The following is a 15,851-nucleotide window of genomic DNA, read 5'->3' as shown; positions in this document are numbered from 1 at the left end:
TCAGGACTTTGCAGGCTTGATCACCAGCGCGTCGAGAAACGAGCGGAAATCGTTCTGCGCGGTCGCGCTCACGATTGCGCGGTGGTTCACCATTGGGAAGTACCTGATCTCAGCGAACTTACTCTGCCACGCACACACGGTATCCGTATGCCCCGCCGCCCTGTCCTCAGCGCACCGGATTTCTCCGCCTTGCCGGGGCCCCGGGTAGCTCCGCGCGATGCCGGCGTCCGAGATACCCAGAAGCGACGTCGTGTCGTTGTCGGAACCCGGACCGATCCGCGTCCCGTCATCCGCCGTGTAGGCCACCGGATCAAGCTTCACGTCGATCGCCATCGCCCTGCCCCCAGACGCCCGATACGTCAGATACGCCTCACCCTTGGAGACATCGGTGTTCGGCGACGCATACTCCGGCCACTCGTTGTCCCCTGCCTTCGCCTCCCGGTACGCACCGAAGGCTTGCGGGATCACCGCAGTGTGCCTCACCGGCTGGGCACCGCCACCACCTCGACCGGCCACCAACCACCCCACCGCACCACCCACCAGCACGACACCCACCGCACCCCACACCAACGTCGACCGCCGCCGACGCCGCCGATCCCGCTCACCCGGACCCGGAACCTGGATCGGCGACAAGGCGATCGCACCCTCCGCCCCCACCCCGTCACCGATAGCCCCTCCAGGGCCAACATCACGCTCCGCCATAACGCCCTCCCCCACGGTGAACCTCCACCACCCTAGAGGCACCCAGGCGTTGCGACACCTGAGACACGGGAGAAAGCCCGCTCGGCGAAGCCGGACCACCGACCACACGCCCAGAGGAAGGCGTCAAGCCGGTCAGGACGTCGCAGGCTTGATCACCAGCGCGTCGAGAAACGAGCGGAAATCGTTCTGCGCGGTCGCGCTCACCACTGCACGGTGGTTCAGAAACGGGGTGTAGGTGATCTCCGCCGCCTTGCTCTGCCATGCACAAGTCGTGATCGTGACGCCGGAGTAGGTCGGAGCAGCGCACTGGATTTCTCCGCCTTGCCGGGGCCCCGGGTAGCTCCGCGCGATGCCGGCGTCCGAGATACCCAGAAGCGACGTCGTGTCATTGTCAGAACCCGGACCGATCCGCGTACCGTCATCCGCCGTGTAGGCCACCGGATCGAGCTTCACGTCGATCGCCATCGCCCTGCCCCCAGACGCCCGATACGTCAGATACGCCTCACCCTTGGAGACATCGGTGTTCGGCGACGCATACTCCGGCCACTCGTTGTCCCCTGCCTTCGCCTCCCGGTACGCACCGAAGGCTTGCGGGATCACCGCCGTGTGCCTCACCGGCTGGGCACCGCCACCACCCCGCCCGGCCACCAACCACCCCACCGCACCACCCACCAGCACGACACCCACCGCACCCCACACCAACGCCGACCGCCGCCGACGCCGCCGATCCCGCTCACCCGGACCCGGAACACGGATCGGCGACAAGGCAATCGCACCCTCCGCCCCCACCCCGTCACCGACAGCCCCTCCAGGGCCAACATCACGCTCCGCCATAACGCCCTCCCCCACGGTGAACCTCCACCACCCTAGAGGCACCCAAGCGTTGCGACACCTGAGACACAGGAGAAAGCCCGCCCAGCCCCGCATGGCCCTCCGGGCAGAGCCGCAGGGCCGCAGGGTCACGGGAGGACCAGGAGGACGGGTTCGGGGTCGGGGTGGCCCCTCCGGGGGATGGGCCCGCGGGGCTCAGCCCGTCGCGAGGAGGATCACCAGGACGACCAGGCCCGCCACGGCCGGGCCGATCACCTCGTACGCCCAGCGCACGCTCGGCTCGGGGCGCTCGGTCACCTGGGCGTCCAGCGCCGCCACCGCCTCCGGGCCGCCCTCCTGCTCCGCCTTGCGGCGGGCACGCGCGGCCTTGGACGCCTCCTCGGTGTCGTGCCGCTCGTTCAGCTCGCGCAGCTCGGCCAGCGCCTGGTCGCCCCAGGACCGGATGGTGCCGTCCTCCGCGATGCCGGCCGGGGGGCGGCGCGGGACGTTGCCGAGGCCGAACGGGTCGCGGCGGTTCGGGTCCTGGGCCCGGACGGTCTGGCGGGCGGCACGCTTGCGGCCCCGGATGGAGACGGGGATCGCCCACAGCTGGAACTTGCGGTCCCCGGCCAGCAGCTCCGTGGAGTAGCGGGCGCGCAGCGCGTCCACGCCGCCCCACAGGAGGGTGATGGTCCGGAAGGGGTTGCGGACCCGGATCTCGTCGTCGTTGGCGAAGACGGCGGGACGCAGGGTGAACGCGACGATCAGCGGGACCGCGAGCAGCAGGGCGGCCAGCGCCAGCCAGGGCGTGCGCCCGGTGCCCCGGGCCACCGCGTCACCGCCGATCCAGCCCGCCAGCGCCAGCAGCAGCACGCCGCCGACGATGCCGGCCCTGGACCGGTAGGCACGGTCGGCGTACTGCGGCTGCCCCGGTTCGACGGGGGCCGTGGACCCGGGCGGCTGGTTCTTGGAGCGCGTCATAACCCCCGATTCTGCATGACGGCCACCGCGACCCCGGGCACGGCCGTGTTCCATTCCCGCACCGATCACGCCCCGCGCCACCCCAAGCCCCGTCCGAGCCCCGTCCGAGCCTCATCCGAGGCCCGTCCTGATCCCGCCCGAAGCCCGTCCTGATCCCGTCCGCACCCCGCCCGAACCCCGTCCGCACCCTGGTTCCGCGCCCGTCCGCACCCCGGCCCGGACCCCGCCCGGACCCCGTCGGTGATCACCGCACCCCGTCGGTCGGCGATCACCGCGCCCCGTCGGTGATCGCCGCGCCGCTCCGGTGCCCGCCGCGCGCGTCGCCGCCGGCCCGGTAGGCCGACCGGGGTACCGCGGCGCCGCGGACACCCCCGTGGCCGTCCGCGCGCGAGCCCCGTACGCGCCCTCACCTCGCCCTCACCTCGCCCGGGACGTCCTGCCGCACGCCGGGCGCGCCCTCCCCCCATCGGGCGACTAGCGGACCCCTACGCGCGTAGATATGGTGACCTGGTGAGCATGCCCTCCATAGCACCCCCGACAGACGACGAGCCCGCTGCCGTTCCCGCGTACGCCCCCGAGGCCGACGCGCGGCGCGCCGCGCTGGACGACGTGGCCGCGAGCGAGCAGGCGCTGCGCCGCTTCCTGCACGGCCTGCCCGGCGTGGACGCCGTGGGCCTGGAGGCCCGTGCGGCGACGCTGGGCACCCGGTCGGTCAAGACGACCGCGAAGGCGTACGCGCTGGACCTCGCGGTGTCGATGATCGACCTGACCACGCTGGAGGGCGCCGACACGCCGGGCAAGGTGCGGGCGCTGTGCGCCAAGGGCGTCCGGCCGGACCCGCTGGACCGCTCGACGCCGAGGGTCGCCGCGATCTGCGTGTACGGCGACATGGTCGCCACCGCGAAGGAGGCGCTGGCCGCGGCCGGCGGCCAGGACGTCCACGTGGCCGCCGTGGCGACGGCGTTCCCCTCCGGCCGGGCCTCGCGCGCCGTGAAGCTCGCCGACACCGCCGACGCGGTCGCCGCGGGCGCGGACGAGATCGACATGGTGATCGACCGCGGCGCGTTCCTGGCCGGCCGGTACATGGAGGTCTTCGAGGAGATCCGCGCGGTCAAGGCCGCGTGCGCGCGGCCCGGGGGCCGTTCCGCACACCTGAAGGTGATCTTCGAGAACGGCGAGCTGTCCACGTACGACAACATCCGCCGCTGCTCGTGGCTGGCGATGCTGGCCGGCGCGGACTTCATCAAGACCTCCACGGGCAAGGTCGCGGTGAACGCGACCCCGGCCAACACCCTGCTCATGCTGGAGGCCGTACGCGACTTCCGCCGCGCGGTGGGCGTCCAGGTCGGCGTGAAGCCGGCCGGCGGCATCCGCACCACCAAGGACGCGCTGAAGTTCCTGGTGCTGGTCAACGAGACGGCCGGCGACGACTGGCTGTCCCCGGACTGGTTCCGGTTCGGCGCCTCCGGCCTCCTCAACGACCTGCTGATGCAGCGTCAGAAGCTCCGCACCGGCCGCTACTCCGGTCCCGACTACGTGACGGTGGACTGATTCCCGTGTCCGACACCACCCAGGACAAGCACCAGTTGTTCGCGTACGCACCCGCGCCGGAGTCCCGCGCGGTCGTCGACCTCGCGCCCTCCTACGGCCTCTTCGTGGACGGCGAGTTCACCGACGCGGCCGACGGCCGGGTGTTCACGTCCGTCTCGCCGTCGAGCGAGGAGGTGCTCACGGAGGTCGCGCGGGCCGGCGAGGCCGACGTGGACCGCGCGGTGGCCGCCGCGCGCCGGGCGTTCGGCCCGTGGGCGGCGCTGCCGGGCGCCGTGCGCGGCAAGTACCTCTTCCGGATAGCCCGCATCCTCCAGGAGCGCTCGCGCGAGCTGGCCGTGCTGGAGACGCTGGACAACGGCAAGCCGATCCGGGAGACCCGGGACGTCGACCTGCCGCTGGTGGCGGCCCACTTCTTCTACTACGCAGGCTGGGCCGACAAGCTCGCCCACGCCGTTCCCGGGCACCCGGACCCGCGGCCGCTGGGGGTGGCCGGGCAGGTCATCCCGTGGAACTTCCCGCTGCTGATGCTGGCCTGGAAGGTCGCTCCGGCGCTGGCCGCGGGGAACACCGTGGTGCTCAAGCCGGCCGAGACGACGCCGCTGTCCGCGCTGTTCTTCGCTGACGTGTGCCGGCAGGCGGGGCTGCCGCGCGGGGTGGTCAACATCCTGCCCGGGTACGGCGACGCCGGCGCCGCGCTGGTGGCGCACGAGGGCGTGGACAAGGTGGCGTTCACCGGCTCCACGGAGGTCGGCAAGGCCATCGCCCGCTCCGTGGCCGGCACCCGCAAGAAGGTGACGCTGGAGCTCGGTGGCAAGGCGGCCAACATCGTCTTCGACGACGCGCCGATCGACCAGGCCGTCGAGGGCATCGTCAACGGCATCTTCTTCAACCAGGGCCACGTGTGCTGCGCGGGCTCGCGGCTGCTGGTGCAGGAGTCGGTGCAGGACGAGGTGCTGGACGCGCTGAAGCGGCGGATGTCCACCCTGCGGGTCGGCGATCCGCTGGACAAGAACACCGACATCGGCGCGATCAACTCCGCCGAGCAGCTGGCCCGGATCACGGAGCTGGCCGACGCCGGTGAGGCCGAGGGCGCCGAGCGCTGGGCGCCGGCGTGCGAACTGCCGTCGTCCGGCTACTGGTTCGCGCCGACGTTGTTCACCGGGGTGACGCAGGCGCACCGGATCGCCCAGGAGGAGATCTTCGGGCCGGTGCTGTCCGTGCTGACCTTCCGCACCCCCGAGGAGGCGGTGGCGAAGGCGAACAACACCCCGTACGGGCTGTCGGCGGGGATCTGGTCGGAGAAGGGCTCGCGCATCCTGGCGGTGGCGAGCCGGCTGCGGGCCGGGGTGGTGTGGGCGAACACGTTCAACAAGTTCGACCCGACGTCGCCGTTCGGCGGCTACAAGGAGTCCGGCCACGGCCGGGAAGGCGGCCGGCACGGCCTGGAGGCGTACCTCGATGTCTGAGAAGAAGGCGGGCGCCGCCCGCAAGGCAGAGCAGGCCGGACGGACCGGGCAGGTTGAGGAGTCCGCGCCGTCGAAGAAGGCAGCACAGCCGGAGAAGCCAGCGCAGCCGGAGAAGGCCGCCGCGGCCGTTTCCGGGGAGGCCGCGCGGCCCGAGCCGGTGGCGGCCGGGGTGCGGCTGGGCGTGCTGAAGACCTACAAGCTGTACGTCGGGGGGAAGTTCCCCCGTTCCGAGAGCGGCCGGGTGTACGAGGTGGCGGAGTCCAGGGCCGCGGGTGCGGGAGCGGGCGGCGGCACGTGGCTGGCCAACGCCCCGCTGGCCTCGCGCAAGGACGCGCGGGACGCGGTGGTCGCGGCCCGCAAGGCGGTCGGCGGCTGGTCGGGCGCGACCGCGTACAACCGGGGCCAGGTGCTCTACCGGGTCGCGGAGATGCTGGAGGGGCGGCGCGAGCAGTTCGCCCGCGAGGTGGCCGAGGCCGAGGGGCTGACGCCGGCGCAGGCCGCGGCGGAGGTGGACCGGGCGGTGGACCGCTGGGTCTGGTACGCGGGCTGGACCGACAAGATCGCCCAGGTGGTGGGCGGCGCGAACCCGGTGGCCGGGCCGTTCTTCAACCTTTCCACGCCCGAACCGACCGGCGTGGTCGCGGTGCTGGCCCCGCAGGACTCCTCGCTGCTGGGCCTGGTGTCGGTGCTGGCTCCGGTCGTCGCCACCGGCAACACCGCCGTGGTGGTGGCCGCGGAGCGGGCGCCGCTGCCCGCGCTGTCGCTGGGCGAGGTGCTGGCCACCTCCGACGTACCCGGAGGCGTGGTCAACATCCTCTCCGGCCGCACCGCGGAGCTGGGCCCGCCGCTGGCCGCGCACCAGGACGTCAACGCGATCGACCTGACCGGCGCGTCCGCCGAACTGGCCGCCGAGCTGGAGGCGGCCGCGGCCGACAACCTCAAGCGGGTGCGCCGCCCGGCGTCCGAGGACTGGACGGCCGACCCCGGCACGTCCCGCCTCACCGCGTGGCTGGAGACGAAGACGGTCTGGCACCCCATGGGCGTCTGACCCTCCGCCTCCGACACCCCGCCCGGCCGCCCCAGCGCGCAGTCCGCCGCCCTGGGGTGGCCGGGCCCGGGCGGTCCCGTTCACTCGTTCGGGTTTCGCCCGACGAGGAGCCTCCACCGCGTCCTACGCCGTCATACGATGGTGTCATGACGAAGAGCAGACTCACTCTCACCTTGGAACCGGAAGAGGAGGAGGCAGTGCGGGCCGCCGCGCAGGCCGAGGGGCTGGATCTGTCGGCCTTCCTCCGAGTGGCCGCGCTCTCCGAAGTAGCGAGGGTCCACCGCATCGCTGCCCGATTCGCCGAACTCGACGGACTGAGTCGAGCTGCGGAAGCCGAACCGGCGGACGACACGGGCGTCATGCCGCCCTCGGCTGCCGACAGGGAAGCAATGAAGACCTACCTCGACGCGATCGACGCGGCATTCGCCAGGCGCGGCGGCGCCGCCGCGTGACGGTCTTCGCCTACGACACCGGCGCCCTCATCGCGCTCGAACGCCGCGACCCTGACGCACACTGGCTACACGATCTGCTCATCGCACAACCGGGACACCACCCACCGGTCGTGCTGGTACCGGTTCTGGCGCAGGCATGGCGTCCCCAGCCAGGTCACTGGACACCGCTGTCGCGGGTGTTGCCGACATGCATGGTGTTCTCCACTACGCCCTCCTCACCGTCCATGGCACCGGCAGGGTCCTGCGGCGTCTGCCTGGCCGGGCACACTGTTGAGGACGCCAAGCGGGCAGGGGCTTGCGCGGCCCGCGCCTCACTTCCCGCGAAAAAGCGGCCTGACGTGGTGGACGCCCTCGTCACGGTGATCGCGGCACGGCATGAGCAGGCAGTCGTCCTCACCTCGGACCCTGACGACCTGTGCGCCTACCGGGACGCTCTCGGAGCAGCCGGTGAGGGCGTCGCCGTCCTGCCGGTGGACTCGCTCTCCGACTTCCGCTCGGCCAAACCCGCCCTGCTGTGACGTAGGGCCCCGACACCCCGCCCGGCCGCCCCAGCGCGCAGTCCGCCGCCCTGGGGTGGCCGGGCCCGGCCGCCCAGGCCCCGCGCCACCGTCGCTGGTCGGGCGGGCCGCACGCCGGGCCGCCGTGCCCGCCGTGTCTGCCGTACCCGGCACGTCGACGCCGTGCCCGCCGTACCCGGCACATCGGCGCCGTGCCCGCCGTACCCGGCACGTCGACGCCGTGTCCGACGTGCTCGGCAGTCAGTGCTCAGTGCGGGAGCAGACCGGTGACGGTGCCGACGAGGGGGAGGGTGCCCAGGGAGCCGCCGTCGGTGATCGGGCCGGTGAGCGACGTCGTGGAGATCGGCTTGAAGTCGGCGACCTGGGTGCCGAGGCCGTTGGTCAGCGGGTCCACGGTGGTGTTGTTGAGCGGGTCCAGCTTCAGGTCCCGCACCGGGGCGATGCCGGCCGCGAGGGCGCCGGTCACCGACTGGGTGGGCAGCGCCGAGGTGATCCCGGGGGCCGGCAGCGCGTCCACGGTGTGCTGGAGCGGCGGGGCGGCGGCGTGCGCGGCGGCCGCGGGGACGATGGCGGCGGCAGCGGCGGCCGCGGTCACGGTGAGGGCGGCGCGCACGGAAGAGCGGGAGGGCATGAGGGTCCTTCGGTCCGGTCGGATGGCCGGCCGGCGCCGCCCTGACGGGCGACGGCACCGCGGCGGTACGGCCGGCGCCTTGCCGTCGCAGCGTAACGCAACCGGGACGCAGCGTAGTTCCGTACCGCGCGTCGTAACCCGGTCGGGGTGTACGGGAGAATGGGTGTCCGTGACCGCGCCCTCCCCCCTTTCCCCGCAGGCCCCGCGCGCCGCCGCCGACGTGGCGTCCCCCGCCCGTGTGGTGCTGCTGACCGGCCCCTCCGGCTCCGGCAAGTCCTCCGTCGCTGCCCGCAGCGGCCTGCCCGTGCTCGCGCTCGACGACTTCTACAAGGAGGCCGGCGACCCGTCCCTGCCGCTGCTGGGGGACGGTCCGGCCGTGGACTGGGACGCGCCCGCGTCCTGGCGGGCCGACGCCGCGGTCGAGGCGATCCGGACGCTGTGCGAACGGGGTTCGGCCGCCACGCCCGTCTACGACATCTCCGCCAGCGCCGTGCGCGGCGCGACCGTGCTGGACCTCGCGGGTGCTCCCCTCTTCGTCGCGGAGGGCGTCTTCGCCGCCGAGATCGCCGCGCGGTGCGCCGACGAGGGGCTGCTCGCCGACGCGCTGTGCGTGCGCGGCGGGCCCGTCACGACGGCGCGCCGCCGTTTCGCCCGGGACCTCCGCGAGGGCCGCAAGTCCGTGCCGTTCCTGCTGCGCCGCGGCTTCCACCTGATGCGGGCCGAACGGGACATCGTCGCCCGGCAGGTGCGGCTGGGCTGCGCGCCCTGCGACCAGACCCAGGCGCTGCGGCGGATCGCCGCCGCGGCCTCGCACCGGGTGCCCACAGCGGCGTAGCGGGAGACGGCGCGGCCCCGTCCCGGACCCGTCCCGGGAGCGCCTCGGGGCGGGTCCGGGGCGCCTCGGGCAGGCGGCGGCCGTCCGGTCAGCCGCTACGGAGCCGCTCGGCGGCCGGAGGCGCGCTGCTCGCGCGGACGGGGGTGCAGGCGAGGACGGCGGCGTCGGCGGAGGCGTCCGGTCGCAGCAGGGAGAGCGTCATCGGGACGCCGCGCACCTCCAGCGTGGTCGACGCGAAGTCGGCCACCGCCCGGCACCGCCACCAGTGGGCGAGGTCGGGGCGTTCGGCCGCCAGCAGCCGGCGGATGGCGGCCACCCGCGGGTCGTCGGGCAGATGGTCGGTGCCGGAGCGGAACCAGCCGTGCAGGGCGCGGAGCAGGCGCGGCCACTCCGGGACGGCCTCGGTGAGGTCGCCGACGAGCAGGAGCAGCAGGTTGCGCCGCTCGCCCGGGACGGCCGAAAGGTCGTGCACCGTCTCGCGGTAGGCGGTGTTCCAGCCGCTGATGTCCAGGCGCCGGTCGAGGATCAGCGCCGGTGTGCCGGGCCAGGCGTCGATGAGCCGCCGCAGGTGGTCCCCCTCCGACCGGGCCGGCGGTACGGCGTCGCCGCGCGCACCGTCAGGAGCCGGGTCGTCGGGGCGGGGCCGTCCGGGGCGGGGCCGTCAGGAGCGGAGCCGTCGCGGGAGCCGCCTCCCGGAACCGTGTCGCCCGGAGCCGTGTCGCCCGGAACAACCGTGTCGGGGAGGGCCGTGCCGGAGCGGGATCCGTCGTGGAACCCGGCGAGCTCCAGGGCGTGCCGGCGGGCCCCGGCATCCATCCGCAGCACCCGGCACACCGCGTCGAGCACCTGCCGCGACACCGCGACTCTGCCCTGTTCGAGCCACGTGTACCAGGCGAGGCTCACCCCGGAGAGCGTCGCGACCTCCTCGCGCCGCAGCCCCGGTGTGCGGCGGCGGGGGCCGGCGGCCAGGCCCACGTCGGCGGGCGCGGTGTGCTCGCGGACCGCCCGCAGGAACCCGCCGAGTTCGCGGCGGAGCGCGTCGGGGGACATGCGGCAAGCCTATGACCCGTACCAACAGGACGTTCGGTGAACTGCCAGGGCCGCGGCCGCCGGGGGCAGGCTGGCGCCCATGACCGACAAGCTCTGGCTCCGCGACCCCGACTCGTCCCGGCGGAAGGAGCCCCGGGTGCTCATCCGCGTCTTCGTCGCGCCCGGCGGCCTGGAGGAGGCGATCGGCTTCTACGAACGGCTCCAGGGCACGTCCGCGGACATGCTGATGCCCTACCCCGAGATGGACCTCAGGCTGGCGGCCGTGGGGGCGTTCCTCGTCATCGAGGGCGACGAGGACTCCCTGCGGCCCTTCCGCGCCACGACGGGCACCCTCCTCGTCGACGACGTGGAGCCGTACTACGAACGGCTGCTGGCCGAGGGGGCGCAGGTGGTCGCGCCGCCCCAACGGGTCCCGGTGGGAGCCAACTTCACCGTGCGGCACCCGGACGGCACGGTGGTGGAGTACGTCCACCACCGGCCGGAGCGGGCCTGAACGGCGGCCTGAACGGCAACCGATCCGACCGATCAGGCAGCTCCGACCGATCAGGCTCCGGGGCCGAGGCCCGAAGGCGTGGCGGAGGCGTGGCTGAAGGCGCCTCGGGCTGCCCGACCAGGTCCACGCGTGGACCTACCTCGGCCTGCTCTTCCTCGCGGGGGCCGCGACGGTGCTGCCGGAGCGGTAGCGGGCGCGGCGGCCCGGCGCGGACGGCCTCGCCGTACGCCTGGGACGCCGTCCTCCGCGGACACCGCGAAGACCGGCGCGCGCCCCGGCGGTACGCGCGGCGGGGGCCGGACGGCTTCCCTCTCGCCGTCCGGCCCCGCTCCCCCGTGCTTCCCCCGGTCCCTCCCGGTCTCCCCTGGTCTTTGCCGTTCTCCCCGGTCTCCCCCGGTCCCCGTGCTCGCGGGGAGTCCCGTCGGGGCGGCCCTCAGGCGACCAGCTCGCCGAAGGCGTCCTCCTCGTCGCGGCCGAAGCTGAGCGCCTGGTCCTCGCGCATGCGGCGCAGCGAGCGCCAGATGCTGCTCTTCACCGTGCCGACGCTGATCCCCAGGATGTCCGCGATCTCCGGGTCGGTGCGGCCCTCGTAGTAGCGCAGCACCAGCATGGTCCGCTGCTGCTCGGGGAGGCGGGCCAGCGCCTGCCACAGCACGGCGCGCAGCTCGGTGCCGCCCATCTCGTCCGTGTCGCCGACCGTCTCCGGCAGCTCCTCGGTCGGGTACTCGTTGAGCTTGCGCCGCCGCCAGGCGCTTATGTGCAGGTTGGTCATGGTGCGCCGCAGGTAGCCGCCGACGGCCGCCTTGTCGCTGATCCGGTCCCAGGCGCGGTAGGTGGAGAACAGCGCGCTCTGCAGGAGGTCCTCGGCGGCGAACCGGTCGCCGGTGAGGTGGTAGGCGGTGGCGTAGAGCGAGGCCCGCCGCTCCTGGACGTAGGCGGTGAACGCCGCCTCGGCGTCGGCCGCCTGCTCGGCGGTGCGCTGCCCCGCGGGCAGCTCCTCGGCCGGGGCGCCGGGCCGCAGGGCGGCGGGGGCGTCCACCGCGGCGATGTGCGCGGGGCGGGGGCGGGCGGCGGCGTGGGCGCCGGTCCGGCCGGCGCGGACGTGCGCCCGGCCACCGGGGGCGTCCCCGGCTCGCGTGCCGGGACGGGCGCACGCCGACTGCGTGGTGCTGGTGACGGTGCTGAGCAGTGCGTTCATAGGTGCGCCCCCGGGAGTGGAACCTGCCGCGTGGTTTTCGGCGTCGCATCCGTCGAGCGGTGCGTTCGTCCGATGAGGATCAGCCTGCCGGGCCAGTTTCATCGCGCTGTCCGCCGAGTGTCACAGGCGCGCAACAGAGCTGCCGTCCCCCGTAACCACTCGCGAACCACTCGCGTCGGGAAGCCCCCCGTGCTTCAACCCCCGGGTCGATGTAAGCAACAATGGCGCCCGTGCCTTTCCTGTTGCTGATCGAGGATGACGACGCCATCCGCACGGGTCTCGAACTCGGCCTGTCGCGTCAGGGCCACCGTGTGGCGGCCGCGGCCACGGGCGAGGACGGCCTGAAGCTCCTGAAGGAGCAGCGTCCCGACCTCATCGTGCTCGACGTGATGCTGCCCGGCATCGACGGTTTCGAGGTGTGCCGCCGTATCCGGCGTACGGACCAGTTGCCGATCATCCTGCTCACCGCGCGCAGCGACGACATCGACGTGGTGGTCGGCCTGGAGTCCGGCGCGGACGACTACGTGATCAAGCCGGTGCAGCCGCGGGTGCTCGACGCCCGTATCCGCGCCGTGCTGCGCCGCGGCGAGCGGGACTCCACCGACTCGGCCGCGTTCGGGTCGATCGTCATCGACCGCAGCGCGATGACCGTCACGAAGGACGGCAACGACCTCCAGCTCACCCCGACCGAGCTGCGGTTGCTGCTGGAGTTGAGCCGGCGGCCCGGCCAGGCGCTGTCCCGCCAGCAGTTGCTGCGGCTGGTGTGGGAGCACGACTACCTGGGCGACTCCCGGCTGGTCGACGCGTGCGTGCAGCGGCTGCGGGCGAAGATCGAGGACGTGCCGTCCTCGCCGACGCTGATCCGCACCGTCCGCGGGGTCGGCTACCGCCTGGACACGCCTCAGTGACCTCGCAACGCGCCCGGGTCCACTTCCGGCGCTGGACCAGCCTGCGGCTGCGGCTGATAGCCGTGTTCGCCCTCGTGGCCCTGACCGCCGCGGTGTCCGTCTCCGGCATCGCGTACTGGCTCAACCGCGACGCGGTGCTCACCCGTGCCCAGAACAGCGCCCTGGACGACTTCCGGGACTCCCTCCAGCGCAACGCCGCGTCCCTTCCGGCGCGGCCCACCTGCCAGTCGCTGGTGACGGTGGCGAACCGCATAGGCAGCCCGGACACGTACCAGGCGCTGCTGCTCGACGCCTCGACCGACGGATCGGAGTGCGCGGTCACCTCCGACCACGACTCCTTCTCCCTCCACGACGTGCCGGACTCCCTCCAGCGGGCCGTCAACACCCCGCACAAGCAGGACCACGGCCTCTACCACCTGCACTGGGAGCGGATCGACCTGCAGGGCCACCCGTACCTGGTGGCGGGGGCGCGGATCAACGACGGCGGTCCGACCGGCTACATGCTCAAGTCGCTGGAGTCCGAGCGCAAGGACCTCAACTCGCTGGCGTGGTCGCTGGGCATCGCGACGCTGCTGGCGCTGATCGGCGCGGCGCTGCTCGCGCAGGCGGCCGGCTCGGCGGTGCTGCGGCCCGTGCGGCGGCTCGGCGAGGCCGCCAAGGCGCTCGGCGAGGGCCACCTGACCACCCGGCTGAAGGTCACCGGCACCGACGAACTCGCCGAACTCGCGGCGACCTTCAACGACGCGGCCGAGCAACTGGAACAGCGGGTGGACGAGTTGCGGTCGCGGGAGGCGGCCAGCCGCCGTTTCGTGGCGGACATGTCGCACGAGCTGCGCACCCCGCTGACCGCGATCACCGCGGTCACCGACGTGCTGGAGGACGAGGCGGACGCGCTCGACCCGATGATCGCGCCGGCCGTGCGGCTGGTGGTCAGCGAGACCCGTCGGCTGAACGAACTGGTGGAGACGCTGATGGAGGTCACCCGGTTCGACGCCGGGACGGCGAAGCTGCGGGTGGACGAGGTCGACGTGGCCGACATGATCATGGCCTGCATGGACGCCCGCGCCTGGCTGGACTCGATCGAGTTGGACGCCCCCCGCGGCCTGCTGGCCACCCTCGACCCGCGCCGGCTGGACGTCATCATGGCCAACCTGATCGGCAACGCCCTCAAGCACGGCGGCAGTCCGGTCCAGGTGCGGCTGCGCCACGAGGGCGGCGCGGACGGCGACGTGGTGATCACCGTCACCGACCACGGGCCGGGCATCCCCGAGGAGGTGCTGCCGCACGTCTTCGACCGGTTCTACAAGGCGGACGCCTCCCGGGCGCGTTCGGAGGGCAGCGGCCTGGGCCTGTCCATCGCGCTGGAGAACGCGCACATCCACGGCGGCACCATCACCGCCGCCAACGGCCCGCACGGTGGCGCGGTCTTCACCCTGCGGCTGCCGGTGCGCCCGAGGTCCGAGGAGGACGAGGGCGCCGGCTCCCCCACCGGGCCCTCCGGCGCCCACCGCGCCGACACGGCCGGCTCCACCGGCGGCCAGAGCGGCCCGAGTGGCCCGAGTGGCCCGAGCAGCACGAACGGTCCGAGCAGCACGAGCGGTTCCAGCGCTCCCAACGCCACCGGCGCCCACCGCGCGGACGGCGACGGCACTTCGGGAGGCACCCGATGACCCCGGCCCGCCGCTACGGCCTGCCGCTGACCGCCGTCCTCGGCCTGGTGCTGCTGAGCGGCTGCGGCATCCGCACGACCAGCGTCCCGGTCGACGCCGGACCGGCCCCCACCCGGGTGTCGTGCGCGGCACCCCGCCCGCCGGCCAAGCCGGACCCGAGCGAGGTCACCCGGCAGGTGTTCCTGGTGTGCAGCATGCAGGTCACCCCGGTCAGCCGGAACCTGACGCTGCCCGACAGCCGCGTCGACTGGTACGGCCGGGTGCAGCAGCTCATCAGCCAGATCCAGTTCAGCCCGCGCCCGGAGGAGGCCAAGGCCGGCTTCTCCTCGGCCGTCCCCGCCTCCCTGGAGCTGGCCGGCCCGCGCGAGGGCGACCCCGCGAGTTCGCTGCGGCTCAACCAGGCACCCAGCGCCCTGCCGCCCTTCGCCCTGGCCCAGATCGTCTGCACCCTCACCTCGGACGCCATGGTCGCCCCCGACCGGGCGGTCGCCATCGGCGGCCCCGGACCCTCCGACGGCCTCCGCTCGTACACCTGCACCTCGGATCTGCGCACCGGCGCGGACGACGCCGGCACCCCGCTGTGACCACCGGCTCACCCGGGAGGTGACCGGCCGCCCCTCGGGGTCCGGCGGCAGCAGCGGAACGAGGACCGTGAGCCGTGTCACCGGCGCATGCGGGGGTGTGTCGAGAGGCGAGGCGGAACCGGAATGGTCGAGGAGGGCGTCATCGACGGTGTGCGGCACGATGGCTTGGTCATGAGGGTGCGCGCGGTCGGGATCGTACTCACCGCCGCGTATCTGGTCTTCGTCGGCTGGATGCTGCTGCGCCCGCACGCGGTCGCGTGGGTGCCGGCGCCGAACCTGCGCCCGTTCAGCACGATCCACGACGACCTGGCGATGGGCCCGGTGCAGGCGGCCCGGCGGCTGGGCGCGGGGCTGGGGCTGCTGGCGCCACTCGGCGTGCTGCTGCCGATGGCCGGCGGGCGGGCGGAGACCTCCGCGTACGCCTCGTTCGCCCGGACGGTGTTCGCCGGGCTGATGGTCTCGATGTCGGTGGAGTTCGCGCAGACGATGGTGCCCGGGCAGCTCTTCGACGTGGACGCGCTGCTGCTCAACACCGCCGGGGTGGCGCTCGCGCACGTGCTGGTGGTGCCGGCGGCCCGGCGGCGGCTGCGCGGCGCCGCCCGGCAGACCGCGGCGCCCGGGGAGCCGGCGACCGCGCTGGTCCCGTAGCACCCGGGAACCCGGTCGCACGGCCCGCGCCGGTCCCGTGGCACCCGCACGGCCCTTCCCCGTAGGACCCCGTTCTGCTCCGGACCCCGTTGGCCGTCGACCCTCCCGGGTACCCGCCGGTCAACCCTCCCGGGTACCCGCCGCGGGCCTCCCGGGTACCCGCCGCGGGCCTCCCGGCCGGGTGCTCGTCCCGCCCGTCGGCCCGCCCGGCCCGCGGAAGCGGAACCCGGAAGGTCGGCGGCCGCGCACCTCGGACGTGAGGGGCGCGGCCGTACGGGTCGGTGCGCCCGCGAGGGAGGCACGGCG

The 15,851-nt window shown here is 73.8% G+C and carries 18 protein-coding genes; 11 read left to right on the top strand and 7 right to left on the bottom strand.

The window, feature by feature from the left end; genetic code table 11:
- The 3 genes from BS72_RS21205 to BS72_RS21195 form a co-directional block, all read right to left on the bottom strand.
- Complete coding sequence (locus BS72_RS21205) at window positions 1-555, bottom strand: hypothetical protein (RefSeq protein WP_157856295.1); 555 nt, start codon at window positions 553-555, stop codon at window positions 1-3.
- Between the two features lie 279 nt (window positions 556-834).
- Entirely contained in the window at window positions 835-1,389 is a 555-nt protein-coding gene (locus BS72_RS21200; RefSeq protein ID WP_157856294.1) for a hypothetical protein, read from the bottom strand.
- A gap of 339 nt (window positions 1,390-1,728) precedes the next feature.
- Window positions 1,729-2,493 (bottom strand): PH domain-containing protein, encoded by a 765-nt coding sequence (locus tag BS72_RS21195; RefSeq protein WP_037912669.1) that lies wholly within the window; start codon window positions 2,491-2,493, stop codon window positions 1,729-1,731.
- 516 nt (window positions 2,494-3,009) lie between these two features.
- Here BS72_RS21195 and deoC point away from each other — a divergent pair.
- The 5 genes from deoC to BS72_RS38555 all read left to right on the top strand — a co-directional run bounded on the left by deoC (window position 3,010) and on the right by BS72_RS38555 (window position 7,528).
- Entirely contained in the window at window positions 3,010-4,044 is a 1,035-nt protein-coding gene (gene deoC, locus BS72_RS21190; protein WP_063836116.1) for a deoxyribose-phosphate aldolase, read from the top strand.
- Between the two features lie 5 nt (window positions 4,045-4,049).
- Window positions 4,050-5,510 carry an aldehyde dehydrogenase family protein gene (locus BS72_RS21185; protein ID WP_232792489.1) on the top strand — a complete coding sequence of 487 codons (1,461 nt, stop codon included), beginning with the start codon at window positions 4,050-4,052 and terminating at the stop codon, window positions 5,508-5,510.
- Window positions 5,503-6,558: an aldehyde dehydrogenase family protein gene (locus BS72_RS21180; RefSeq protein ID WP_198545930.1), complete on the top strand. Its 1,056-nt coding sequence runs from the start codon at window positions 5,503-5,505 to the stop codon at window positions 6,556-6,558. Before BS72_RS21185 ends, BS72_RS21180 begins: the two co-directional genes overlap by 8 nt.
- Before the next feature lie 146 nt (window positions 6,559-6,704).
- On the top strand, window positions 6,705-7,010 hold the full coding sequence (locus BS72_RS21175) for a hypothetical protein (protein ID WP_037912668.1): 306 nt from the start codon (window positions 6,705-6,707) through the stop codon (window positions 7,008-7,010).
- A gap of 338 nt (window positions 7,011-7,348) precedes the next feature.
- On the top strand, window positions 7,349-7,528 hold the full coding sequence (locus tag BS72_RS38555) for a hypothetical protein (RefSeq protein ID WP_051951363.1): 180 nt from the start codon (window positions 7,349-7,351) through the stop codon (window positions 7,526-7,528).
- Between the two features lie 247 nt (window positions 7,529-7,775).
- On the opposite strand, the gene BS72_RS21165 is transcribed toward BS72_RS38555, so the two are convergent.
- Complete coding sequence (locus BS72_RS21165) at window positions 7,776-8,159, bottom strand: hypothetical protein (protein ID WP_037912665.1); 384 nt, start codon at window positions 8,157-8,159, stop codon at window positions 7,776-7,778.
- A gap of 169 nt (window positions 8,160-8,328) precedes the next feature.
- Between BS72_RS21165 and BS72_RS21160 the strand changes: the two genes are divergently transcribed.
- Window positions 8,329-8,994: a hypothetical protein gene (locus BS72_RS21160; RefSeq protein ID WP_232792488.1), complete on the top strand. Its 666-nt coding sequence runs from the start codon at window positions 8,329-8,331 to the stop codon at window positions 8,992-8,994.
- 88 nt (window positions 8,995-9,082) lie between these two features.
- On the opposite strand, the gene BS72_RS21155 is transcribed toward BS72_RS21160, so the two are convergent.
- Both BS72_RS21155 and BS72_RS39605 read right to left on the bottom strand, forming a co-directional pair.
- Entirely contained in the window at window positions 9,083-9,505 is a 423-nt protein-coding gene (locus tag BS72_RS21155) for an MmyB family transcriptional regulator (protein ID WP_232792646.1), read from the bottom strand.
- A gap of 14 nt (window positions 9,506-9,519) precedes the next feature.
- Window positions 9,520-10,044 carry a helix-turn-helix domain-containing protein gene (locus tag BS72_RS39605; protein ID WP_051951358.1) on the bottom strand — a complete coding sequence of 175 codons (525 nt, stop codon included), beginning with the start codon at window positions 10,042-10,044 and terminating at the stop codon, window positions 9,520-9,522.
- Window positions 10,045-10,123: 79 nt separating this feature from the next.
- Here BS72_RS39605 and BS72_RS21145 point away from each other — a divergent pair, with 79 nt between their 5' ends.
- Window positions 10,124-10,537 (top strand): VOC family protein, encoded by a 414-nt coding sequence (locus BS72_RS21145; protein ID WP_037912663.1) that lies wholly within the window; start codon window positions 10,124-10,126, stop codon window positions 10,535-10,537.
- A 433-nt stretch (window positions 10,538-10,970) separates the two neighbouring features.
- Here BS72_RS21145 and BS72_RS21140 read toward each other — a convergent pair whose 3' ends face one another.
- Window positions 10,971-11,735, bottom strand: a complete 765-nt coding sequence (locus BS72_RS21140; RefSeq protein WP_037912662.1) for a SigE family RNA polymerase sigma factor — start codon at window positions 11,733-11,735, stop codon at window positions 10,971-10,973.
- A 230-nt stretch (window positions 11,736-11,965) separates the two neighbouring features.
- Here BS72_RS21140 and BS72_RS21135 point away from each other — a divergent pair, with 230 nt between their 5' ends.
- From BS72_RS21135 to BS72_RS21120, 4 genes are all read left to right on the top strand, one after another.
- Window positions 11,966-12,643, top strand: a complete 678-nt coding sequence (locus tag BS72_RS21135) for a response regulator transcription factor (RefSeq protein WP_198545929.1) — start codon at window positions 11,966-11,968, stop codon at window positions 12,641-12,643.
- The gene (locus tag BS72_RS21130; protein WP_232792487.1) at window positions 12,640-14,313 is read left to right on the top strand and encodes a sensor histidine kinase; all 1,674 of its coding nucleotides are present in this window, start codon (window positions 12,640-12,642) and stop codon (window positions 14,311-14,313) included. The genes BS72_RS21135 and BS72_RS21130 overlap by 4 nt, the downstream gene beginning before the upstream one ends.
- Window positions 14,310-14,897: a hypothetical protein gene (locus tag BS72_RS21125; RefSeq protein WP_037912658.1), complete on the top strand. Its 588-nt coding sequence runs from the start codon at window positions 14,310-14,312 to the stop codon at window positions 14,895-14,897. The genes BS72_RS21130 and BS72_RS21125 overlap by 4 nt, the downstream gene beginning before the upstream one ends.
- Window positions 14,898-15,068: 171 nt before the next feature.
- Window positions 15,069-15,545 (top strand): VanZ family protein, encoded by a 477-nt coding sequence (locus BS72_RS21120; protein WP_037916977.1) that lies wholly within the window; start codon window positions 15,069-15,071, stop codon window positions 15,543-15,545.
- The last annotated feature ends 306 nt before the right edge of the window (window positions 15,546-15,851 follow it).

The organism is Actinacidiphila yeochonensis CN732 (genome assembly GCF_000745345.1).
In the GTDB taxonomy this organism is placed as follows: Bacteria; Actinomycetota; Actinomycetes; order Streptomycetales; family Streptomycetaceae; genus Actinacidiphila; species Actinacidiphila yeochonensis.
The sequence above is the reverse complement of the archived record's forward strand: the minus strand, read 5'-3'. Positions and strand labels throughout refer to the sequence as shown.